The sequence below is a fragment of the candidate division Zixibacteria bacterium HGW-Zixibacteria-1 genome, from assembly GCA_002838945.1.
Lineage (GTDB): Bacteria > Zixibacteria > MSB-5A5 > GN15 > PGXB01 > PGXB01.
In genome coordinates this window covers 1-23,258 of the sequence record PGXB01000027.1, presented here as the reverse complement: position 1 = coordinate 23,258, position 23,258 = coordinate 1, and the positions used below count along the sequence as shown (strand labels likewise).

At 48.4% G+C, this 23,258-nt stretch carries 23 protein-coding genes and 1 pseudogene; 22 read left to right on the top strand and 2 right to left on the bottom strand.

Going from position 1 to position 23,258, the window contains the following annotated elements; translation table 11 throughout:
- Window positions 1-48 precede the first annotated feature (48 nt).
- The 6 genes from CVT49_10720 (at window position 49) to CVT49_10695 (ending at window position 6,048) form a co-directional block, all read left to right on the top strand.
- Window positions 49-1,506, top strand: a complete 1,458-nt coding sequence (locus CVT49_10720; protein PKK83009.1) for a hypothetical protein — start codon at window positions 49-51, stop codon at window positions 1,504-1,506.
- Entirely contained in the window at window positions 1,503-2,621 is a 1,119-nt protein-coding gene (locus tag CVT49_10715; protein PKK83008.1) for a hypothetical protein, read from the top strand. The genes CVT49_10720 and CVT49_10715 overlap by 4 nt, the downstream gene beginning before the upstream one ends.
- Before the next feature lie 293 nt (window positions 2,622-2,914).
- Complete coding sequence (locus CVT49_10710; protein ID PKK83007.1) at window positions 2,915-3,115, top strand: hypothetical protein; 201 nt, start codon at window positions 2,915-2,917, stop codon at window positions 3,113-3,115.
- A 211-nt stretch (window positions 3,116-3,326) separates the two neighbouring features.
- On the top strand, window positions 3,327-4,244 hold the full coding sequence (locus CVT49_10705; GenBank protein PKK83006.1) for a hypothetical protein: 918 nt from the start codon (window positions 3,327-3,329) through the stop codon (window positions 4,242-4,244).
- Between the two features lie 5 nt (window positions 4,245-4,249).
- Window positions 4,250-5,080 (top strand): hypothetical protein, encoded by an 831-nt coding sequence (locus tag CVT49_10700; protein ID PKK83005.1) that lies wholly within the window; start codon window positions 4,250-4,252, stop codon window positions 5,078-5,080.
- 128 nt (window positions 5,081-5,208) lie between these two features.
- On the top strand, window positions 5,209-6,048 hold the full coding sequence (locus CVT49_10695; GenBank protein ID PKK83004.1) for an alpha/beta hydrolase: 840 nt from the start codon (window positions 5,209-5,211) through the stop codon (window positions 6,046-6,048).
- Between the two features lie 236 nt (window positions 6,049-6,284).
- Here the strand turns inward: CVT49_10695 and CVT49_10690 are convergent, their stop codons facing one another.
- Complete coding sequence (locus CVT49_10690) at window positions 6,285-6,557, bottom strand: RNA-binding protein (protein PKK83003.1); 273 nt, start codon at window positions 6,555-6,557, stop codon at window positions 6,285-6,287.
- Window positions 6,558-6,637: 80 nt separating this feature from the next.
- Here CVT49_10690 and CVT49_10685 point away from each other — a divergent pair, with 80 nt between their 5' ends.
- The 16 genes and pseudogenes from CVT49_10685 to CVT49_10610 all read left to right on the top strand — a co-directional run bounded on the left by CVT49_10685 (window position 6,638) and on the right by CVT49_10610 (window position 22,316).
- Entirely contained in the window at window positions 6,638-6,829 is a 192-nt protein-coding gene (locus CVT49_10685) for a hypothetical protein (GenBank protein ID PKK83002.1), read from the top strand.
- 152 nt (window positions 6,830-6,981) lie between these two features.
- A complete protein-coding gene (locus tag CVT49_10680; GenBank protein ID PKK83001.1) occupies window positions 6,982-8,229 on the top strand; it encodes a hypothetical protein in 1,248 nt (415 codons plus the stop codon).
- 18 nt (window positions 8,230-8,247) lie between these two features.
- Complete coding sequence (locus CVT49_10675; protein PKK83000.1) at window positions 8,248-8,901, top strand: hypothetical protein; 654 nt, start codon at window positions 8,248-8,250, stop codon at window positions 8,899-8,901.
- Window positions 8,901-9,884, top strand: coding sequence for a hypothetical protein (locus tag CVT49_10670; protein PKK82999.1), 984 nt, complete (start codon window positions 8,901-8,903; stop codon window positions 9,882-9,884). The genes CVT49_10675 and CVT49_10670 overlap by 1 nt, the downstream gene beginning before the upstream one ends.
- A 41-nt stretch (window positions 9,885-9,925) precedes the next feature.
- Complete coding sequence (locus CVT49_10665) at window positions 9,926-10,570, top strand: hypothetical protein (GenBank protein ID PKK82998.1); 645 nt, start codon at window positions 9,926-9,928, stop codon at window positions 10,568-10,570.
- On the top strand, window positions 10,570-11,823 hold the full coding sequence (locus CVT49_10660; protein ID PKK82997.1) for a hypothetical protein: 1,254 nt from the start codon (window positions 10,570-10,572) through the stop codon (window positions 11,821-11,823). The genes CVT49_10665 and CVT49_10660 overlap by 1 nt, the downstream gene beginning before the upstream one ends.
- 22 nt (window positions 11,824-11,845) lie before the next feature.
- Complete coding sequence (locus CVT49_10655; protein ID PKK82996.1) at window positions 11,846-12,523, top strand: hypothetical protein; 678 nt, start codon at window positions 11,846-11,848, stop codon at window positions 12,521-12,523.
- Window positions 12,516-13,427, top strand: a complete 912-nt coding sequence (locus CVT49_10650) for a hypothetical protein (GenBank protein PKK82995.1) — start codon at window positions 12,516-12,518, stop codon at window positions 13,425-13,427. Before CVT49_10655 ends, CVT49_10650 begins: the two co-directional genes overlap by 8 nt.
- A gap of 88 nt (window positions 13,428-13,515) precedes the next feature.
- On the top strand, window positions 13,516-14,253 hold the full coding sequence (locus CVT49_10645; GenBank protein ID PKK83034.1) for a hypothetical protein: 738 nt from the start codon (window positions 13,516-13,518) through the stop codon (window positions 14,251-14,253).
- A gap of 26 nt (window positions 14,254-14,279) precedes the next feature.
- A complete protein-coding gene (locus CVT49_10640; protein PKK82994.1) occupies window positions 14,280-15,512 on the top strand; it encodes a hypothetical protein in 1,233 nt (410 codons plus the stop codon).
- Between the two features lie 15 nt (window positions 15,513-15,527).
- Window positions 15,528-16,169 carry a hypothetical protein gene (locus CVT49_10635; GenBank protein ID PKK82993.1) on the top strand — a complete coding sequence of 214 codons (642 nt, stop codon included), beginning with the start codon at window positions 15,528-15,530 and terminating at the stop codon, window positions 16,167-16,169.
- A gap of 13 nt (window positions 16,170-16,182) precedes the next feature.
- Window positions 16,183-17,052 carry a hypothetical protein gene (locus tag CVT49_10630; GenBank protein PKK82992.1) on the top strand — a complete coding sequence of 290 codons (870 nt, stop codon included), beginning with the start codon at window positions 16,183-16,185 and terminating at the stop codon, window positions 17,050-17,052.
- 13 nt (window positions 17,053-17,065) lie between these two features.
- A pseudogene (locus tag CVT49_10625) lies at window positions 17,066-17,716 on the top strand (hypothetical protein).
- A gap of 421 nt (window positions 17,717-18,137) precedes the next feature.
- A complete protein-coding gene (locus tag CVT49_10620) occupies window positions 18,138-18,461 on the top strand; it encodes a hypothetical protein (protein PKK82991.1) in 324 nt (107 codons plus the stop codon).
- Between the two features lie 205 nt (window positions 18,462-18,666).
- Window positions 18,667-21,453, top strand: coding sequence for a pyruvate, phosphate dikinase (locus CVT49_10615; protein PKK82990.1), 2,787 nt, complete (start codon window positions 18,667-18,669; stop codon window positions 21,451-21,453).
- Window positions 21,454-21,623: 170 nt separating this feature from the next.
- The gene (locus CVT49_10610) at window positions 21,624-22,316 is read left to right on the top strand and encodes a hypothetical protein (GenBank protein ID PKK82989.1); all 693 of its coding nucleotides are present in this window, start codon (window positions 21,624-21,626) and stop codon (window positions 22,314-22,316) included.
- 137 nt (window positions 22,317-22,453) lie between these two features.
- Here the strand turns inward: CVT49_10610 and CVT49_10605 are convergent, their stop codons facing one another.
- On the bottom strand, window positions 22,454-23,143 hold the full coding sequence (locus CVT49_10605; protein PKK82988.1) for a hypothetical protein: 690 nt from the start codon (window positions 23,141-23,143) through the stop codon (window positions 22,454-22,456).
- Window positions 23,144-23,258 lie beyond the last annotated feature (115 nt).

Here is a 23,258-nt window from a genome sequence, read left to right as displayed (position 1 = left end):
CTAAAAAGGAAGTCTGCATCCCGCTGATTTTCTGCACCACCAAGTGCTATGACGTGGCCTATCCGTTGTACGGCCTGCCACCGGATTAATTGTGATATGAATCAAAAAGGCATGGAAGGGCGGTATCCCTTCCCTGCCGATGTAAAACGAGATGACCTGATGTACAAACTTTCGATATATAACCATTTACAACCCTGGAACGACGGCAATTATATCGCCTACAACGCCTTTTCCGGAGCGGTGGCCATGATCACGCCCGAAAATTATAAGGCACTGAAAAGAATCGGCGGTAAGCTGACCTCTTCGGAAACTCCGGATTTAGGCGCTGAAGAACAGGAGTTTTTCAATCAGCTGGTATATGCCGGCTTTGTCCACCGTACCGATACCGATCAAACCGAAGAGATTGCTTTTAATCATTACCGCGCCCGTTATGATGCCGCCAATCCGGGATATATTATTGCACCTACGATGGCATGCAATATGGCCTGCGCCTATTGTTTCGAGGGCGACAAAAAGGGTAAAATGTCCGATGATACAGTCGGCGCGTTGCTCGACCGAATCGAGAAAAATCTTGTCGGCACCAAAAGCATCGCTGTTTGCTGGTACGGCGGTGAACCGCTTCTGGCCATGGATATTATCTCAAAAATCACGGACTCGATTTTCCGAATGAAGGAGAAAGCGGGATTCAGATATTTTGGCAGTATCATAACCAATGGGTATCTCCTGACTCCGGAGAATATCGACCGCCTTCTTGAATTGAAGGTGCCGACGGCCCAGGTTACAATCGACGGCCCGGCCCGTTTGCATAACCGGAAACGGCCCCTTAAAAACGGTAAGCCAAGCTTCGAACGGATAATCGAAAATATAAAGTACGCTTCTGATAAAATGAATGTCAGCATCAGGGTGAATATCGATAAAGACTTCAATATAGATATGCTCGACGAAATGCTCACGGAATTGGCCGCGGCAGGTCTGGGCGAGAAGGCCCGGATATATTTCGGATTTCTTGAACCGGCCACGGCGGTCTGCGCCAATATTTCGGAAAACTGCCACAGTCCCGAGGATTTTTCCAAAGCTGAAATAGAATATTTCCGCCTCATGCTTGAAAGAGGCTTTTCCATAGATAAACTGCCCCGCCCGATAACGAATTTCTGTCTCGCCCAGACAATTAACGGCATTGTTCTGGACCACGAGGGTGTTCTATACAAATGCCTGAACCATATCGGCGACAAATCTCGTTCCCTGGGAAATATCCGCGACAGCGATGATTACAACCACCCCAATTTCACCCGGCTATTCAGATTTGACCCTTTTCATAATGACAAATGCAGCAAATGCAATATTCTGCCCATCTGTCTTGGCGGGTGTCCGTCGCGACGTGCCGACCGCGAAGTCGGGGCGGAGATGATGTGTGAAGCATGGAAACACAACCTGCCGGAAATGCTGGAAATCATCGCCCTGTCCAGATACCGGCGGCTTAAACCGGAGATAAAGGAGAAGATATGAGCGATTTTGATTTTTACCCCCATGCGGTTGTCTGGGAAATAACCTTTGCCTGCAATATGCGCTGTATCCACTGCGGCACTTCGGCCGGCAAGAAGCGCCCTGACGAGCTCAGCACCCAGGAGGCTCTGAATCTTATTGATGAACTGGCCGATCTCCGGGCATACATGATAGTTCTCTCCGGGGGCGAGCCGTTGCTTCGTGACGACTGGCGACAGCTGGCCGAGCGGATCGGCCGGAGGGGCATCAAACCGTGTCTCATAACCAACGGTTATGCGATCACGAAGGGTGTCGTCGATGATTTTGAGCGGCTTGGCATGAGCAAAATCGGTGTTAGTTTCGATGGAACCGAAAAAACCCACAACTATATCCGGCAGCGTGATGATAGTTTCCGCAGGGCCTATAGCGCCATGGAAATGATGAGCAAAAACGGCAATGTCAAATACGCAGCCGTCACGCAGATATCGAATATCAATCTTGGCGAACTGGATGAGATCAGGCAACACCTCCTCGATGTCGGCTGCCGGCAGTGGCGGATTCAGATGACAACCTGCACGGGGCGGATGGCGGAAAACAGCAACCTGGTTCTGAGCCTGGAAAATTATCCGAAGCTGATCGATAAGTGCATAGAATTCAAAAAAGATGGCAGGATGGATATCGATATCGGGGAGAATATCGGCTTTTACGGCCACAAGGGATACAAGCTGTGGAACGAGCGGCCGTACTACGGCTGTTACGCCGGGATGCGTGTTCTCGGAGTCGAGTCGAACGGCGACATCAAGGGTTGTTTGTCGATGCCGGAAACTTTTGTCGAGGGCAATATTCGCGATAGATCGCTTTCCGAAATCTGGAATGATCCCGACAGTTTCGCTTATAACCGCAAATTCACGCGCGAAAGCGCCGATGGTGATTGCCATGACTGCAAATATCTCCCGCTTTGCCGGGGGGGATGCACGGTAACTTCGTACTCCGCCACCGGGTGCCGGGCCAATAACCCTTACTGCATCTATCAGATGGAGCGGCGCGAGGGTGTTCCTGAGCGCGAGGATACCGAGGAAGTGACAGCGCGGCTGGAACTTTTCCGGGAAGCGATGGCTGATGTGTATGAAAAGACCTAGGCCGATCCATCGGCATTCATGCTTACGGATTCAAGTGTCGGTTCTTATTCACGGCAACAGTATTATGTACGAACGTAATGACTATTAAAGAATACAATGTCCATTGTCCGATCTTAAATCGAAATTTTGATTGATTTTTTGAAATTATTTCATCAGGTTATATCACCCCGGCGGCTACTGCATCTTTGCCTGACAGCAGGGCCATTCATACAAGATATACAATCAAAATCTTGCGGCGTTAAGAATGCCGGGATTCAGGATTGTATTTCTGCCATGGAAGGAGGTGAAACTGGATGCACAAGAAGTCTTTTACAGTGCTGGTATGTGTCTTTGTCCTGGCCTTTCTGGTCGGCGCGCTGGTTTCGACGGCGCAGGCCAAACCGAATTGTATCGCCACATGTCTCAACGGCACCTGGTATATCTGCTGCCCGATTCCGGGCGGCTGGAATTGCTACTGGGGCGATGCCTGCAACTGGCCGGGCTGGATACCATAATTTAATCGACCGCCGGATTCGCCTGATCGGAAATTCAGGGATGCAATTCGGTGTTTGAAGCGAAAACACGGCTACCATTCATGCGGGAACCGCGAAATAAGGCGGTTCCCGCTCTTAATAATATCCTTCCATTATATTTGGTAACAATGCGTGATTTTATTCGTATATTAGCCCTTGATTGACACTGGCTTTTTTCCAGCAGGAGGATACAATGACGGATGATAATAACTGCAAGCATCATGGAACGGCCGATTCGGTCGGGGGTGACTTTCCCAATGAAACGATGAGACTGCTGATCGAGCGCGGCAGCTGCCGGTCGTTTCTTGACAAGAAAATACCGCCGGAGATGATGGATCTGGTCCTGAAGGCGGGCATTCATGCCGCAACCGGGGGTAATCTCCAACCCTTCTCCATTATAAAGATCGAGAACAAAGAGGTAAGCGAAAAGCTGGGCGAAATGTGTCATCAGAAATTTATCGGCGAGGCGCCGGTAAATCTGATATTTTGCATTGACTGGCACCGTCTGGAACGCTGGGCGAAACTGGAAACGGCGCCCTTTTCCGGCAAAAGCGCTTTCCGCCATTTCTGGATCTCTTTTCAGGATGTCATTATCGCCGCCCAGAATATCTGCACCGCCGCCGATGCCATGGATCTGGGGTCAGTATATATCGGTACCATAATGGATTTCCCTCGTGACATCCGCCGCATGTTTGAGCTTCCCGACGGTGTCTTTCCCGTGGTTCTGCTCTGTCTTGGCTATCCCAAAGTCAGGCCGGCGCCCAGAAAGAAACTTGGCATCGACGTGATCGTGCATAATGAAAAATATCATGATCCCGCCGATAAGGAACTGCTCGAGGCTTTCGAGCGCAAATACCCCGACCGCAAATTCGAGACCAACGATGAGCGGATGGAATATATAGAACAGGTCTGCCGGGCGGTGCATGGCGATGATTTTGCACGGAAATGTCTGGCCTCGATAAAGGAACGAGGTTATATAAATATGGCCCAGTATTATTTCGGGCTGCATTACACCGCCGATGTGATGCCCCAGGGTAATGAGGATTTTGTAAAAATGATCGAAGAGGCGGGATTCGGCTGGTTTAAGAAATTCCGGCCCCCGGTCGTATAAAATAGATGTCATTCGGGGATATTGAAATGGATAGAAAAAAAATTATTGAAGCCAATCGAGAGGCCTGGAATGAGGCGATTCAAAAGCATCAGCAGGCACGGGGAGATGAACTGAAGAACGGTTTTGCCAGGAAGGGCTTCTCGATTCTGGACGAGACGATAACGGAAAAGATGAAGCAGCTGCGAATCGAGGGAATGGATGCGGCGCAGTTATGCTGCAACAACGGACGGGAACTGCTTTCGATGATCAATCTGGGTGCAAAATCAGGTGTGGGATTTGATCTTTCCGACGATGCCATCAAGGAGGCCGATGAACTGGCTGCGATTGCCGGAGCAAATTGTAAATTTGTAAGGACCGATGTTCTGGAAATAGGGCCCGAATATAATAATTCCTTTGATTTAATATATATTTCGATCGGTGCGCTGACCTGGCTGCCGGATCTCGGCGGTTTCTTCAAGATTGTATCAAGGCTAATGAGAAAGAACGGCACCCTGCTTATTTACGAGCAGCATCCATTCGCTTTTATGCTGGCTGCAGCGGATGAGCCGGAGTATGATCAAAAGCATCCGCTGAACGTCGCCTATTCCTATTATCGAACCGAGCCTTGGGCCAACGATACCGGTATCGATTATGTAGGGATGACGACATATAAAGCAAAGGAAGCCTTCAGTTTTACTCAGAAGCTTTCGGATATATTCAATGCCATTATTGCTGCCGGCATTAATATAACGGAATTCATTGAATATGATCACGATATCTCTAAAATGTGGGAGCATATCGAAAAAGAGAAAAAGATACCGCTGTGTTGTATCCTGGTGGGAAGAAAAAAAGATTGAGAAGGTTGGATTCATATATTATAAATTATCCTTTGTTTATGACATTTCTGATGATACTGTTCATTTGACCCGGTTTACAGAATAATCATATGTCGTTCAAACCGGATTCAGACTGATTGCAATGAAAGATGAAGAGAAGTTTTAGAATGTGGCATTTGACAGGCACAATTGCGGCGATTGCAGCCGGAGGTTATATCGTTTTCGCAATCATGCTATATATAATGCAATCCCGATTTATATATATTCCTACCGCCAAAATCGAAGCCGATCCCGGCAATATCGGCCTGGAATTTGAAAATGTCGATTTTGTAGCATCCGACAGCGTCACGCTAAACGGCTGGTTTATCCCGGCCGAAAATGAACGGGCGGTTCTTCTGTTCTGCCATGGCAATGCCGGCAACATTTCGCATCGGCTGGAATCAATTCAATTGTTTAATCGACTCGGATTGAGCGTCTTTATTTTTGACTATCGCGGTTATGGCCGCAGCGGAGGCAAGCCGACCGAAGAGGGAACGCACCTTGATGCTACGGCCGCCTGGCAGTGGCTGGTACGCGAAAAACAATACGCCCCGGATAAAATCGTAATATTCGGACGATCATTTGGAGGGGCGGCGGCGGCCCGGCTGGCTTCCGAAACCAATCCCCGGGCGCTCATAGTAGAATCGGCCTTCACTTCGATCGAGGATATGGCCTCGAAATTATATCCCTATATGCCGGTGAGACTGCTCGGGCGTTTTCATTATGGAACGATCGATTATATCCGCAGGGTAAAATGCCCCGTATTGATCATTCATTCGACTGATGATGAATTGGTTCCTTACAGCCACGGCCGACGTTTATATGAGGCTGCCGGACAGCCCAAGGAGTTTCTCGAAATATCGGGAGGTCATAATCGGGCGATTATTGATATTCCCGGTAAATACACCCAGGGACTCGATTCCTTTCTGATCCGATATATCAACAATTGATAATCTTGCACAATTCTGCTGATTGAACGGACTTTGGATATTCGTCAATCCGGGAAATGAAGGCCAACCCAACTCCATTCAATTTCAAGGATACGGATAAAGACTGTGACCAACCGTCTCCAGTTTATTTTAAGAAAGCTTTTCCGGTCCGGACCGACCATATGGCAGTAAGATAACTTTTGCTTATGCAGACCTCGACAGAATCCCTCATATCAGAAATTTACCCGGCATCAAACTCAATATTTCCGTTCATCACGCCTGGGTCGCGGGCCGTTTCTCGGTGGGCGGGCCTCATCGATACGCATCGTCCGCCCGTTAAAATCGAACCCATTAAGAGCTTCCATGGCTTTTTCGGCCTCCTCGGCCTTTGACATTTCGACGAATCCAAAGCCTCGGCCTTCGATAATATTGACATGTTTCACCTCACCATAATTTGAAAACAGTTCAGTCAATTGTTCGACCGTTGTCGAATATCGAAGGTTTCCCACATAGAGCTTGCTACCCTGCATCTCTGGACTCCTTAAAATAACTTAGAAATAAATAACGTCGGACAATAATGAATCCTTTTTGGGATAGAAGATACCGGAAAATGCCGAAGGCATCCGGGATCTTTTCATTATTGACGAACTTCAATTGTTATTTAATACTAACCAAAGGGGCCGAATCTGTCAAGCGGAAAGCGGAAGATATTGTACCCGAATGGAATCAATGGATTCTCAACAAAAAAACCATAACCGGATCATTTGATTTTTGGCTTGACATCGATGTGGCATATAATTAGATTCATTTGTTGAACTACCGGGGTGAGTCGGCTGCAATGGATTATGCCGGTTTGCAAGTAAGGATATGAAGAAATATAAAACTTCAAACAAAGAAACGGAGGCCTCACCGAGTTACCGAATAGCTATAACTGTGAGGTCTTTTTGATTTAATATGAAATCTTATATTTTCAAATTTTCTATTCTGGCGCTGCTGGCGGTTTTTGCGGCGACAGTTTCTTTGTCGGCCCAGGAAATGATTGATTCATCACAGGCCGCCGCTGATACTCTGATTCAGGTTCCGCCGGATGTAATGCCGGTTATTCCCAAAAATATTGTTGTTAAGGATCAGCCGAATGACGGCGGCGGTGCAATCCGTATCGATTGGGACATATCGGTTGATGATCATGAGGACGGTAAGGTTACCGCCTACCGCGTTATGCGGTCAGAAGTCGGAGCCGATTCATTTACGGTGGTGGGAGATGTCCCTGCCGGCAAGGTCGAATTTATTGACAATGCCGTCAAGGACGGGGTGGAATATTTTTATCGGGTGGCCGCTGTTAATGAGCTCAAACGTGGCGGCAGCGTCATCTGGTCGGTGCTTTCCGAATCCGATCCGGTCGGTCCGGTCAAGTCTTCGGCCCAATGGTTCAATATGGAGCGAATCAATGTTTTTGTCGGGACCATTTTTGTTTGTGTCGCGATATTTTTCTTTATACAGAAGGCAAAATCGGGACAGGAGTTATATATCAGGAAAATCGCCGGTCTGGAATCGGTTGATGAGGCTGTTGGCCGAGCCACCGAAATGGGCCGGAAGATTTTGTTCGTACCCGGCATCAATGATATGGATAATGTCCAGACTATTGCCGGTGTGGCCATTCTCGGCCGGGTGGCCCAATTGGCGGCTGAGTATGAGACCCAGATCGAAGTGCCGGTCAGTCGTTCGCTGGTTATGATTACGGCGAAGGAAATCGTCAAGGAATCTTACAGCAAGGCGGGTCGGCCGGATGCCTTCAATGAAGATCAGGTTCATTACATTACCGATGATCAATTTGGATATGCGGCCGCGATAGATGGAATTATTGTCCGCGATAAACCGGCCACGATTTTTTATATGGGCGCCTTTTTTGCCGAGTCGCTGATTATGGCCGAAACAGGTAACTCAATCGGCGCCATCCAGATAGCCGGAACAGGGCAGCCCTCGCAATTGCCCTTTTTCGTGGCCTCGTGTGACTATACTTTGATCGGCGAAGAGCTTTTTGCAGCGTCGGCTTATCTCAGCCGCGAACCCCGGCTTCTTGGTTCCATCAAAGGGCAGGATGCGGCCAAAGCCGCCATTTTGTTATCGATTATAATCGGTGTGATATTGGAGACGTTTAATTTATATCAATTCTCCAACTTTTTTAGAGTAATAGGCGAATAGGAATAAGAGGACTGGCATATGCGTCGTGAAATTCCGATGATAATAACTGCGGTGGTTGGATTCGTTTTCCTGATTCAATACTTTATTCCTCACTATCCTTTCAATCAGTTGAATAACTGGTTTTCAGACTGGTTCTCCATTATCGGCGCCTGTGCCATTTGGCTCGGGGCGCTCAATTTGCTGAAAATTTCCTTCGATAAGGTTTACCGTAAGAGTCGCGACTGGGGCTATTCGATCGTGATCGTTGTATCATTTGCCCTGATAGTGCTTATTGGATTTTCCGGAGGCGAGGGGTTTCGTGATTTTGGCACCAAATTCGACTGGCTTTACCAGTGGATATACACGCCGCTGTCGGCCACAATGTTTGCCTTGCTGGCCTTTTTTGTGGCGTCGGCCTCCTATCGGGCCTTTCGGGCCAGAAATCTCGAGGCTACTCTGCTCCTGGTTGCGGCCTTCTTTGTCATGATCGGCCGGGTTCCGGTCGGCGATGCAATTGCAGGAATTTTTCATCTTCCCGAAGTCATATATCCGTCAAAAGTAGCTTCCTGGATAATGAACTATATCAACGGGGCCGGCCAGCGGGCCATCATGATCGGTATTGCGCTGGGCATAGTTTCCACGTCGCTCAGGATCATTCTTGGGATCGAGCGGGCGCATCTTGGAGGTGAATAATGAAAAAGGATTTTCTGGTATATGCGGGCGTACTAATTCTGACATTGTTCTTCTACTTTGTCATTCCCAAACCGGTCGTATTTTCAACGGCAGTTTCATATATTATTATAGTTTTGATTGCGCTGTTCCTGCTTTTTATTCTGGTCAGGACCATTCAGGGTAAAGTTTACGAGCGTCGGGTCGTTTTCCTTTTTGTCGGTATCGCCGTGGTTCTGCCTTTCTTTATGAGCATCCAGCAGAAGATCGAGCTTTCGCCTGAGGTGAAAGCGCTGTATGACACCGTCATGGATCTGAAGCCGGGCTCGAAAGTGCTGGTGTCGCTGGACTATGATCCGCCGTCGGCGCCGGAGCTGCAACCGATGGCTGAATCATTTTTCGGACTTTGCTTTAAACGTGATCTTAAGGTAATAATAATGGGGCTTTGGCCCCAGGGACCGCAACAGGCGGAACTGGCCATCCAGAAAATCATGGAATCGCCGGATATCCAGGCGCTCAATCTTCAATATGGCCGGGATTATGTCAACCTCGGCTTCCAGACCGGAAATGAATTTGTCATTCAGCGCATGGGCGGCAGTTTCAAGAGTATGTTTCAGAGCGATTATTACGGAACGCCCTATGATTCGCTGGAACTTGTCAAGAATATATCCAATTTTTCGAATATAGATTTTTCGTTCAATTTGTCCGCCGGTTATCCGGGGACGATTGAATGGGTGCAAATTGGCGTTGACCGCTTTGGTGTTAAGCTTGGCGCGGGAAATACCGCGGTTCAGGCTCCTCAGGTATATCCATACATCAGATCGGGACAATTGGTTGGTCTTCTGGGTGGCTTGAACGGGGCCGCGGAATTTGAGAAGGTTACCGGGGTTCTCGGCAAAGGGACCAAGTTTATGGTTTCCCAGTCGTTTGCACATGTTATTGTTATCGCTTTTATCATTATTGGTAATGCGGCCTTTTTTCTAGGTGAGAAAAGAAGCAGGAAATAAAAATGAGGCGCTTGGTTTGATACAAACCGGAGTAAGATAATATGGAATTATTTGGGACCTGGCTGGCGGCCTTTTTTACACTGGGAATAATATCATTTCTTTATAAAGACAACCCGTGGTACAAACTCAGCGAAGCGGTCTTTGTCGGGATATCGGCCGGCTATTGGTTTGTTGTTTCATACTGGGATAATCTGTATGGAAAGTTGTATGTCGGTGTCTCCGTCAATCATGATTATATGCTGCTGGTCGGAGCCATTCTTGGTTTTATGATGATTTTAAGGCTGATCCCCAGTATTGGGTGGATTTCCCGCTGGCCGCTGGCCTTTATTGTCGGCGCCATTGCCGGTTTGTATCTGATGAATTATTTCTCCTCCAACGTGATGGCTCAGGTGCAGAGTTCGATTCTGCCCTTTTTCAGCACCCATTACGGAGCGTCGATTTTCTCGGCATCCTTTGGTACGATCGTGGCCAATCTGGTTGTCGTGGTCGGCACTTTTACAGGTCTGGTATATTTTTATTTTTCCAAGGAGCATGTGGGAGCCTTTGGCGGTGCCGCCAAGATTGGTATCTGGGTCATAATGATAACTTTCGGGGCATCATTTGGCTATACGGTTATGAGTCGTATGTCGCTATTGATTGGTCGGATGGATTTTATTTTTGGAGATTGGCTGGGAATGATCCAATAGTGAAAGATGATTTATTCAAAGTGATGAAATTACAGAAGATTTCGATTTTTATTTTTCTTTTTTTTGCCCTTCTATCATTGCCCGTTGCGGCACAGGAACCCGAACCTGCCGCCGAAGATACCTTATCTCACGAAGTTTTTTTACCGGCGCCGCCGACCAATGTTATTGCCAAAGATTTTAATTATGACCGCGGCGACAATACCGGAGTGTCCTGGACAATTTCCCCGGATGACGATGCTTCGGGCAGGATTCTGGGGTATGATATTTATCGGGCGGCAGACGGATCGGATGAGTTTACGCTGGTTGGCGCGGTTCTTCCCGGCGATAGTTCCTTCAAGGACAAGTCGGTCGAAAACGGTATTGCCTATGTCTATAAAATCGGCCTCAATTATAGCGGCGGTCAGATATTTTCCGCCGAGTCCGACCCGGTTGTTCCCAACACCGAATTCATTAACTTTAGATTGCTGAATCTTTTTATTATCGGTCTCCTGATAGCCGGTTCGGTCACATTTTTCATAGCCCATGCCAAGCGCGGCCGGAAGCTGTTTATCAGAAAGATCGCCGGTCTTGAAGCGATCGATGAGGCCATTGGCCGGGCCACCGAAATGGGCCGTCCCATTCTATTTATTCCCGGCATCAATGACATGGATGATGTTCAGACTATTGCCGGTATCACTATTCTCGGCCGTGTGGCCAAGGTGGTGGCCGATTATGATATAAAGATAAATATGCCGGTATCGCGCTCGATCGTGATGACAACCGCCCGCGAGACCATCAAGGAAGCTTATATGGGGGCGGGCCGCCCGGATGCCTATAATGATGACATGGTTCGTTATATTACCGATGAGCAATTCGGCTATGTAGCGGCGGTTGACGGTATTATGGTCAGAGAAAAGCCGGCGACATGTTTCTATCTCGGCGCCTTTTTTGCCGAATCGCTGATTCTTGCCGAAACCGGCAATTCGATCGGGGCCATCCAGATCGCCGGAACCGCCATGCCGGCGCAGCTGCCGTTTTTTGTGGCGGCCTGCGACTATACTTTGATCGGGGAGGAGCTTTTTGCGGCCTCGGCCTATCTATCCAACGAGCCGAAACAGCTTGGTTCTCTTAAGGGTCAGGATGTGGGCAAGTTCCTGGCGATGGTGGCGATATTGATCGGCGTCTTATCCGCGACCATTGCCAGTGCCTGGGGTGTAGAAATTTTCGTGGATTTGTATGAGTTTATGATTAAAATTTTCAATGTTCAAAGCTGATGATTGAAAGCCGGAGATTGGATTGAAAAAACAGATACCATTAGCCATTACTTTTGTTGTCGGAACCGTGCTGGTCCTGTCGGTTTTCTTTCCTCCGATCGAGACGCTCGGTGAGGATTTCTCGCTGTTTTTCGATATTATCGCCGTCTTTGCTTTCTTTCTCGGCGGCGGCAATTTGATACGTGTTCATGCGGATAAGATTTTCAAGAAAAGAACCGATTGGGGCTTTTCGATAGTTACGGTTGTCGCTTTCATTGTTATGCTGGCGGCAGGACTTGGCAAATTATTTAATCCCGGCGGTATTACCGCCGATGTGGCGGCTCCCGGGTCGATGTTCCAGATGATGTACGACTGGATTTTCAATCCGCTGGGCGCCACCATGTATGCCCTTCTGGCCTTCTATGTCGCGTCAGCGTCGTATCGCGCTTTCCGGGCCAAGAACAGCGATGCCACCATTCTTCTGGTGGCGGCATTTATCATTCTGCTGGGCCGAACGCCGCTTGGTGTCTATGCCACTTCCTGGATCCCGGAATCATTTTCCATCCTGCAAATCCCCAACCTGGCCATCTGGATTATGACTTCGCCCAACCTGGCCGGGCAGAGAGCCATTATGATCGGTATTGCACTGGGGGTCGTATCGATGTCGTTACGGCTGATACTCGGCGTCGAACGAACACATCTGGGGACGGACAATGAGTAATATAGGTTTGATCATATCATTGATTATCATAGCGATCGGATTGCTCTGGCTGTTCATTTTATCCCTGCGCGGCAAAGAAGTGGAGAGGCAGATAATTTTCCTGTTTATCGGCTTGTCGGTATCGGTGCCGCTTTTGTTCAATATTACTTTTTCCGAAAAAGCAACTCCGATTGTCATGGATGTTTTTAATAAGATCGAAAATCTGCCCGCGGGATCGAAGATACTGCTGTCGTACGATTACGGCCCTTCGATGGCTCCCGAAGTTGAACCGATGTCGAACGCCTTTTTGCGGCATGCTCTGGCCAAGGGGCACAGGGTTTATGTCATGTGTCTCTGGGCAACCGGGCAGTCGCTGGCGGGGACGGCCATTGATTCTGTCGTCAAAAAAGATTTTCCCGACAAGGTTTATGGTGTCGACTACATTAATATCGGCTTTAAGGCGGGCGGCACCGGGGTTCTGAATGTCATCATCACCGATTTCAGAAAAATGTATTTGACGGATGTGGACGGCAGGGATCTTGACTCATTGGCGATATTCAACGGCATTCGATCGCTCAAGGATATGGATCTTCTGATTTCTATCGGCGGCGGCTATCCCGGGGTCAAAGAATGGATCCTTTTCGCCGGGTCACAGGGTAATATACCGACGGCGGGAGGCTGCGCGGCCGTATCGGCGCCGCTGCTGTATCCGTATTATCCCAAACAGATGGTGGGGCTTCTGGGCGGAATAAAAGGTGCGGCCGAGTATGAATCGCAGCTTAAAAAAGTATATAAGCGATTCGAAAAATCACCCACACCGGGAATTAAAATGATGGGTCCCCAGACCCTGGCCCATTTGATAGTCATGGCCTTTATCGTTATCGGAAATATTTCATACTTTGTATCGAAACGGAAGCGGAGCTGAAATGGCTGACTCGAAGCGGATTAGTAAGATTATTCTGGCGGCTGTCATCGCCTTTTTCCTGATCAGTTGGATCATCAAGGGTATTGCCATTCATGATGAGGATTCAGGGTTATGGTTTTCTGTCCGCGATGCCTTCCTCTTAACTCTGGCCGCATTTCTGACTCTGGCCATCTTTTCATTTCTCTACAAGGATAATCCTTATTATAAGTTTGCGGAGAATTTATTTGTCGGTGTTTCGGCAGCTTACTGGATGTGTGTCGGATTCTGGTCAACCATTGTCGGCAACATGCTTCCGAATTTATCGGAAAGCCTATCGAGTACTTTTGGTGTTCCCTACAAGGGATTCAACATTTTTTATATAGTACCGCTGATTCTTGGCATTTTGCTGTTGATGAGACTGTCCTCAAAAGCTGGCTGGATTTCCCGCTGGGCCCTGGCCTGGATTGTCGGTACCACGGCCGGTTTGAATTTGGTTCGTTATCTGAGAACCGATTTTATCAGCCAGGTCAGCAATACATTCGTGCCGCTGCTCGTCGATTGGAAAGGAATCGGACCGTTTTTCTCCGATCTCTCACTGTCGTCGACCGGTCAGCTTGTTATGACGCTTTCCAACTGGGGTATCTTTATCGGGGTTTTCAGCGGCCTGATTTACTTCTTTTTCTCGAAGGAGCATAAAGGGTTTTTCGGAGTTGCCTCGAAAGTTGGAATATGGGTGTTAATGATAACTTTTGGAGCCTCATTCGGCTATACCGTGATGGGACGCGTTTCCCTTCTGGTCGGCCGCCTCACATATCTATTCAAAGATTGGTTGGGATTAATAAGTTAAATTCACATAAACAGCACGAGGCTTTTATGAAGCTAAAAATGATAGTTGTTTTCACTATGCTTCTTATGATTGCATGGGCGACAACTTCTGCGCAGGAAAGTCCCGGAACCATGGAGACGCCCGATACGGTCCAGGTCGCACCGCCGCCGGCTCCGGTAAAGGGTCTGTCCGCGGAAGATGCTCCGGATGACCATGGCCATGCGATCAATCTGATCTGGGACGAGTCTCCTGATGAGGAGGCGGGTCGGAAAGATTTTGTCGGCTATATGGTTTACCGGGCAGATACCCCCGATGGACCGTTCAGCGTCCGCTCCGGCCTGTTGGTCGGCGTCAACAGTTACAAGGATGCCGGGGCACTAAATGAGGGCGATAATGATTATATGCCCGATTATCAAAATTATTATTATAAGGTCCGGGCTTTGACTATTGACAGTACTGTTTATTCGGAATCGGAGATTTTCGGGCCGGTGCAATCGTACGGCCAATGGTTCAACTGGGAAAGACTGCCGGTTTTGTTGATGGTCGCCGGATTTCTGTTCCTTACCATATACTTCATTAACAGAGCCAAAGGCGGGGCCGACCTGTATGTGCGTCGTCTGGCCGGCATCGAGGCGATCGATGAGGCCATCGGCCGGGCAACTGAGATGGGCAAGCCGATTTTGTATGTCCTCGGGCTGGGAACCGCCGCCGATATTGCCACGATTGCGTCCTACACGATTCTCGGGCGCGTCGCCAAAAAAGTGGCGGAGTACCAGACAGGTTTGATTGTCCCGTGCTATGACCCGATCGTTATGACGGTCGCGCAGGAAACGGTGCGCACGTCATATCTGGATGCGGGCCGCCCGGACGCCTTTAATGAAGATATGGTCTATTTCGTGACCAATCAGCAGTTTGCCTATGTCGCCGGCGTCAACGGCGTGATGCTTCGTGAACGACCGGCCACAAATTTATATATGGGTAAGTTCTATGCCGAGTCGCTGATTTTGGCCGAAACCGGCGTTGTCGCCGGCTCGATCCAGATTTCAGGGACCGATGAAATTTCGCAAATACCGTTTTTCGTGGTTGCCTGCGACTACACTTTGATCGGCGAGGAACTCTACGCGGCGTCGGCATACCTTGGCAAGGAACCCCTGCTGCTGGGTTCGCTGAAGGCCCAGGATTATGCCAAAGCGGCCGTAATAATCCTGACTGTAATCGGCCTTGTATCATTGATGCTGGGTTATCAGGGCTTTGCTGAATTTTTCCATGTTACAGGTTAAGAAGGGCAGACAAAGATGAAAAGACAGTTCCCATTAATGATGGTTTTCGTATTCGGATTCGCCATGATCATACAGTATTATATTCCGCATCAGGCGTCCGAATGGGTAAATGCATTCTTTATGGACTGGATGATGATTATCGGTGTTTTTGCCCTGGCGCTGGGCATCTGGTCGCTGATAAGAGTCTCCTGGGATAAAGTAAAATATAAGAAACCCAACTGGCAATATGCCATTGTCACTCTGGCCGGATTATTTTTTATGACATTCTTCGGCTTCGATTATTTCCGGAATTTCTCGACGCCGGTGGGTTCCGACAATTATATGTTCGTGCATTTTTATAATCATATTGTTATTCCGATTCAGGCCACGATGTTTTCACTGCTGGCCTTCTTTATTGCATCGGCCGCCTATCGGGCCTTCCGGGCAAGGTCTCTTCTGGCGACCCTGCTGTTAATTGCGGCGCTGGTTATCATGCTCCGTTTCAATCCCTTCCTGGGACCACTTCAGCCGATCATGGAAAAATTCTCGGTGTGGCTTCTCAATGTTCCGAACCTGGCCGCAAAACGGGCCATTGTTATCGGAGTCGGTCTCGGCATGGTGGCCACGGCCCTGAAGGTGATTCTGGGAATCGAACGAGCCTACCTGGGCAAGGATTGAGGAGGATTGAAGTATGAATATATTTGATCGTATGATGTCGCTCGATCGGCGCTGGGTCTTCCTCTTTCTGGCGATAGTATGTGTCATCACATATCTCTGGGATTTCGCGGTTCCGATTACAATCAGTAATGAAGTCAAGACAATCTACAATAGATTCGAATCGCTGGAAGAGGGCGATATGATTTATTTGTCGGTTGACTATGATCCCAATGCGCTGGCGGAACTTCACCCGACCACCTATGTCATTGCGGAAATGTGTTTTCGCAAGAAAGTAAAAGTGATTTTCGGGACCCTTTCCAATCTTGGTCAGGGGATGGTCGATCAGGTGATTAAGGATATCACCGACTCGGTCAGTCATGATGCCACCTATAATGATGTCTTCTATAAAGGGAGAGAAATCGTCAACGGGATTGATTATGTTTTCCTGGGATACAAGCCCTATCCGGCCATGGTTATCCAGGCCATGGGTCTTGATTTTCGCGTCCCGTTTCCGACCGATTATTACAGCACGCCGATCGACAGTATCCCGATGATGAAAGGTGTCAAGAACTTCGATCAGTGCAAGCTGGTTCTGGACATGGCGGCGGGCAATGTGGCTGAAATGTGGATCACTTACGGGCACGGAAATTATGGTGTTCCTCTGGCCCTGGCGGTTACGGGAGTTATGGGGGCCGATATGTATCCATATCTTGGTTCCGGCCAGATTTTCGGACTTGCGGCCGGGCTTCTGGGGTCGGCCCAGATTGAGAAACTATGCGACAACCCCGGGCGCGCGATTGATGGTATGAGAATTCAGGTCTTTGCCCATATTCTGATTATTTTATTTATCCTGATGGGTAATGTGGGATATCTGGCAACACGCAACCGACGGAAACTGAGATAGGAGGTGATCATATATGGAATGGAGTACATTTTTATGGACGACATTAGGAGCATTTCTGACATTATGCACCTTCTCGTTTCTGTACAAAGACAATCCGTTTTACAAATTTGCGGAACATCTGGTGGTCGGAGTTTCGGCCGGGTATTTTGCCCTGGTTTTATGGCACCAGATTTTGATTCCCAATCTTTTCGCCAGGCTCAATGACGGCGACTGGTATTTTCTATGGCTGAATTCTTCGCAATTCTGGTATCTGATACCGGCCGCGCTGGGCATCATGATGTGGACCCGGTTCTCCCGGAAAAGATCCTGGATCAGCCGCTGGCCGATTGCTCTGTACATGGGTATCGCCGCCGGCATGGCCGTTCCCCGCGAAATGCAGGCCAGAGTGATTGAGCAAATGCTGTCGGCCATGAGGGGCATTATTGACTGGAGCAACTTCGCGGGTCGTTCTGTGTTTGACACCACTTCCGGTATTGCCAGTATAATAATATTCCTCGGGACACTGGCCGCCTTGTTTTATTTCTTCTTTTCCAAGGAGCACACCGGATTATTCAAGATCGTGTCAAGTTTCGGAATCTGGATTCTTATGATCGGTTTCGGCGCTTCGTTCGGCTATACGGTGATGGGCCGAATTTCTCTTTTTGTGCAGCGCATCCAGATTCTCAACGACTGGACGGCGGTCGCATGGGGCGCCGGCAAGGGGGGCTTCATGCTTTTCTGGTTCCTGGTGTTCGGCGTTTTTATTATCTGGGCGATTTTTGAAATCGTAAGTTATTTTAATAGTCGGGGAAGAGTCACCGAAACATAATGTGAAATAAATATGGCAAAAAAGAGCCCCATTCAATTGGGGCTCTTTTATTTTACAAACATTTGCCATAAGTCTTCGTAATATAGTATATTACAAAAAATAAATTTTATTAAATCGCAATATGCTGACCTGTAAAGAATTACGAAAAATTATTTAAATTTCTCTTGACAAGTAAAGCCATTTTGGGTATTTTTTCACTGTCGATAGGTTGGGCCGAGCGATAAGTTATTTTTTCAATTAGGGTAACATAACTTCATTAGCTGAAAGTGAGGAGGGGATGGCTAATACAGCTAATTCTGCCGGCACCAAAACTAATAGTAAGAGGAAAGGCAAAGGAAAGCTTTCCACGCCCGAGGCACGTCGTGAGTACCAGCGCCGTTATTATCAAATGCACAAGGAAAAAGCCAAGGAATATCAACGGCAGTATAATCTGACTCACAAGAAGAAAGCTCGGGGGGGGAGAGGCAAGGCGAATTTTGTCTGTCCACGCGAGGTGATTCGCTCGACTTTTAATACCTCTGATATTATGCACGCGCCGGTCGAGAAAACGCTGAAGATTTTGGAGAAAATCATCAGCGGTGAGCGTCTTTTCACAATGTAGTTTTGCTGCCAACGAGTCTTGGGCGGCGCAAGTGAGAATTCTCACTTACGCCGCCTTTTTTTATTGCGTATAACTCAAAATTGATGTATTTATGTCCATAATTTAAGGACAGGAGGGGAAATCGGTAATGGTAGCGACGAAAAAAGCAGGAAAAACAAAGGATAAAAGGGGACCGAAGAAAACAGCTAAACCAGGAAAAAAGAGTATGAAAAAAGCCACGCCTAAAACTAAGGCTAAAACCGTAACCTCTAAAAGCAAAGCAGACAAGTCGAGCGCCAAAACACCCAAAGATAAATCGACCAAAAAACTGCTGCAACAAAAACCTTGCTACTTCTTTGGAGCCGGTAAGGCCGACGGCGACGCCAGTATGCGCGATTTGCTTGGCGGCAAAGGAGCCGGACTGGCCGAAATGAGCCAGATCGGAGTGCCGGTCCCGCCCGGATTTACGATTACCACCGAAGTTTGCACACTCTATTATGAGAGTGATCTTAAAATTCCGGAGGATATTGATAAAGAACTTGAAGAATATATGGGCAGGATAGAAAAAATCGTCGGCGCCAAATTCGGCGATCCGGAAAATCCATTGCTGGTTTCGGTTCGTTCGGGCGCCAAGTTTTCCATGCCGGGTATGATGGATACGATTTTGAATCTGGGGCTGAATAAAGACACACTAAAGGGTCTGGCCGCCAAGACCGGCGATGAGCGATTCGCCTGTGATAACTACCGCCGATTTGTCCAGATGTTCGGCAATGTCGTTCTTGGTATCGATAAAATTCAGTTTGAGAGTGTCATCGAGAGCAAGAAAAAGGATAGAAAGATCAAGCAGGATTCTTCGCTCCAGGTTGAGGATCTCAACGATATTATCAAAAAATTCAAGCAGATCATCAAGCGCAAGACAGGCGAAACGTTCCCCGATGATCCCTATGTCCAACTCCGGATGTCCCGGGATGCCGTCTTTCGCTCATGGAACAATCCGCGTGCCATCAGTTACCGCCGCCTCAACAATATACCCAGCGACCTGGGTACGGCGGTAAATATTCAGGCGATGGTTTATGGCAATATGGGTAATTCTTCCGGGACCGGAGTGGGATTTACGCGTAATCCCGCCAATGGCCAAAAGGAATTTTACGGTGAATATCTGATAAATGCGCAGGGCGAAGATGTCGTGGCCGGGATTCGCACCCCGCAGCCGATTACCAGCCTCAAGGATGAAATGCCCGGTGTTTACAAGCAGCTCAAAGAGATTACCGACCGGTTGGAAAAACATTATCGTGATGTTCAGGATTTCGAGTTTACCATCCAGGAAGGCAAGCTTTATATGCTTCAGACCCGGACCGGCAAGAGAACCGTCCAGGCGGCGCTCCAGATAGCGGTCGATATGGTCAAGGAAAAGCTGATTACGAAGCAGGAAGCTTTGATGCGCATTGATCCGAGCCAGCTCGATCAGTTGCTTCATCGCCGGCTGGATCCCGCGGCCAAATATGAAGTGATTGCCAAAGGTTTGCCGGCTTCGCCGGGGGCGTCTTCGGGAGCGGTCTATTTCAACTCCGAGGATGTGGTCAAGGCGACCAAGAACAAAGTCAAGCCTATTCTGGTTCGTCAGGAAACCAACCCGGATGATATCGAGGGGATGCATGCCTCGACCGGTATTCTGACCTCGCGCGGCGGCATGACTTCACATGCGGCGGTGGTGGCCCGGGGCATGGGTAAATGCTGTGTCGCCGGCTGTGAAGCGATGCGGGTCAACGAGGCCAAGAAGCAGTTCCAGATCGGTAAATTGATTATCAAGCAGGGTGAGGTCATTACTCTCAATGGTTCCACCGGTGAGGTTATTATCGGTGAAGTGGCAACCATCGAGCCGGAGCTCTCGGGAGCCTTTGCCGAGTTTATGACATGGGCCGATGAAGTTCGCAAATTGCGGGTCCGCACCAATGCCGACACGCCCCATGACGCCCAGCAGGCGCTTAAATACGGCGCCGAGGGAATCGGTCTGTGCCGCACCGAACATATGTTTTTCGCCGAGGACAGGCTTCCGATAGTGCAGGAAATGATTCTGGCCGATTCCACCATGGAGCGCCAGGATGCCCTGGACCACCTGCTGCCCTTCCAGAAAAAAGATTTCAAGGGTCTGTTCGATGTTATGGATGGATATCCGGTCACTATCAGAACCTTGGATCCGCCGCTTCATGAATTTCTGCCGGATAAGGCCGCCATCAAAGCAGAGATTGAAAGTCTCGACAAGTATGATGAACACTATGATGAGCTCCTGGCGAAAAAGAAGAAGATCCTTCGCCGTATCGATGAACTGAAAGAGGTCAACCCGATGCTGGGCCATCGCGGCTGCCGTCTTGGTATCGTTTATCCGGAGATTACCGAAATGCAGGTCCGGGCGATTATGGAAGCCGCCTGCGAACTTACCAAGGCCAAGAAGAAAATAATCCCGGAAATAATGATTCCGCTTGTCGGCCATGTCAATGAGTTCATAAATCAGAAAGAAGTGGTCGAGAGAATCGCCAATGAAGTGATCAAGAAGTACAAGCTGAAATCGATGGAATATCTGGTCGGAACCATGATCGAGATTCCGCGGGCGGCCATTGTCGCCGATCAGATTGCCAAGGAAGCGCAGTTCTTCAGTTTCGGCACCAATGATATGACCCAGATGGCGATGGGTTTCTCGCGTGACGATGCCGGCAAGTTTCTCCGCTACTACCAGGAGAAGGGCATCCTTCCGAAAGATCCGTTTGTCACGATCGATCAGGAAGGGGTCGGCGAACTGGTGAAAATGGGTACCGAACGGGGCCGTGCCACCAATCCCGATCTTAAGGTCGGAATCTGCGGCGAGCATGGCGGCGATCCCGAATCGGTGGAATTCTGCCATCGAATCGGCCTGAATTATGTCTCCTGTTCACCTTTCCGGGTGCCGATTGCGCGGCTGGCTGCGGCGCAGGCGACTATCAAAGAACAGCAGGCGACCGCCGAACGCGATAAGTAGTTTTTGAAGATAGTGGATGTCAGAAGCCGCCTTCCCGGCGGCTTTTGGCTTATATAATGATCTGACTGCATGGGTAAGGAATGAGGGCAGATGTTGACAGGGCTCCTGAGCCTCGAAGGATCTGCCACCCACGGAAATATCTCAACATGACTGCATAAGGCTGGCAAACCATGGCGGATATAAACACCATCCTTTTCGACATCGGCTGGCCGATAATCGATGAAACCGGGGCGCATCGCGCCTGGAACGGATATCTCCGCAAACGAATCAATGAATTAAAGGGCAAATCGGTTTCCGAAGCCGCCATTAAAAAATATGAAGCGAAGGCGGTCGAGTGCTATGCGCCATCGCTGTTTTCCTATGTTATCTGGCAGTTGGTGAAACCGAACGAGGACGCTTTCTATATGCTTCGCTCCGAGTTCGACAATTTCAAACCGTTCGATCATTACCGGCTTCAGCCGGGTATTGCCGAAATTCTGGGAAAACTACATGGCAAATTCAAACTTGGATTTGCTGCCAATCAACCGCAGACGGTGCTTGATTATCTGGACAGCCATGGGATTCTCAGATTTTTTGATTCGGTCAAGGTCTCCGATGAGATCGGTTATTCCAAGCCGGATGTCAGGATGTTTTTGAAAATACTTGAGAATCTTGGCTCGCTCCCGGAAGAATCGGCCATGATCGGTGACCGTCAGGATAACGATATGGTTCCGGCAAAGATGATCGGCATGACGGCTATCCGGCTGAATGTCGGCCCGCACCGCGACCAGAAAATCCGCTACCCCAAAGAAAAGCCGGATTTTATTATCAATAAACTTATCGATCTCTATGAAATCCCTTTTATTGCTGCGCGGATGAAGTAAGCATCTGAAATATGGGTTATGCTTCCAAAACCCTCATTGTGATATCATTTCAGCGAAGTAAAGAAAGCCGGGACGGATATATAATCCGCCCCGGGATACTAATTATTGTGTTTATGTTATTGGTATACAATATCTTATTATTCCGGGGGACAGACAGGGGCTGACTCTCCCTTATATATATAATCTATTAAATATGTTACGTCCAATACATTAACAGCGCCATTGCCATTGGCATCGGCGGCCCCGATGGGGTTGGGTGCCGGGCCGCTGTAATAAAGATAGTTTAATATATATGTTGCATCCAATAAATTAATGGCACAATCGCCATTGGCGTCCCCGCATTTGAATTCGGGATAGGTCGATTGAGCACCCATCCTTTTTACAAATGAGCCAATATGTTCACCAGGGGAATGTGCAACTCCGCCGGCAATTATATACCCATTATCCAGAGTCTGAAAAATGACACAACCTTCATCCGTGGATTCATCACCATATAACTGAGACCACGTTGTATCGCCACATTTATTAAACTTAAGGATTTGAATGTCCTTTGATCCGGCGCCAAATGACCTCGTAGTACCTCCGGCAATATATCCGCCATCGTTTGTCTCTTGTACTGAGGTAAGGTTATCTTGATACTGTCCGCCGTACCTTTTGCTCCACACCATGTTACCATTGGAGTCGACCTTAAGTAAATAATAATCCAGATTATTGCATGATACCGAATCCACAGTGCCAGCTAATATATAGCCATCATCTGTTGTTTTATCTATGGAATAAATGCCCTCATAATAGACTGGATTACCAATGCTTTTTTCCCAAATCACATTACCACTAAGATCTACATGAAGTTCCCCCGATTTAGTGGACACGGAGAAAGGATACTATTATTATGATTCTTTCTCATCCTGAGTCCCGAAGGACAGGAGGTGTTCAGATGTT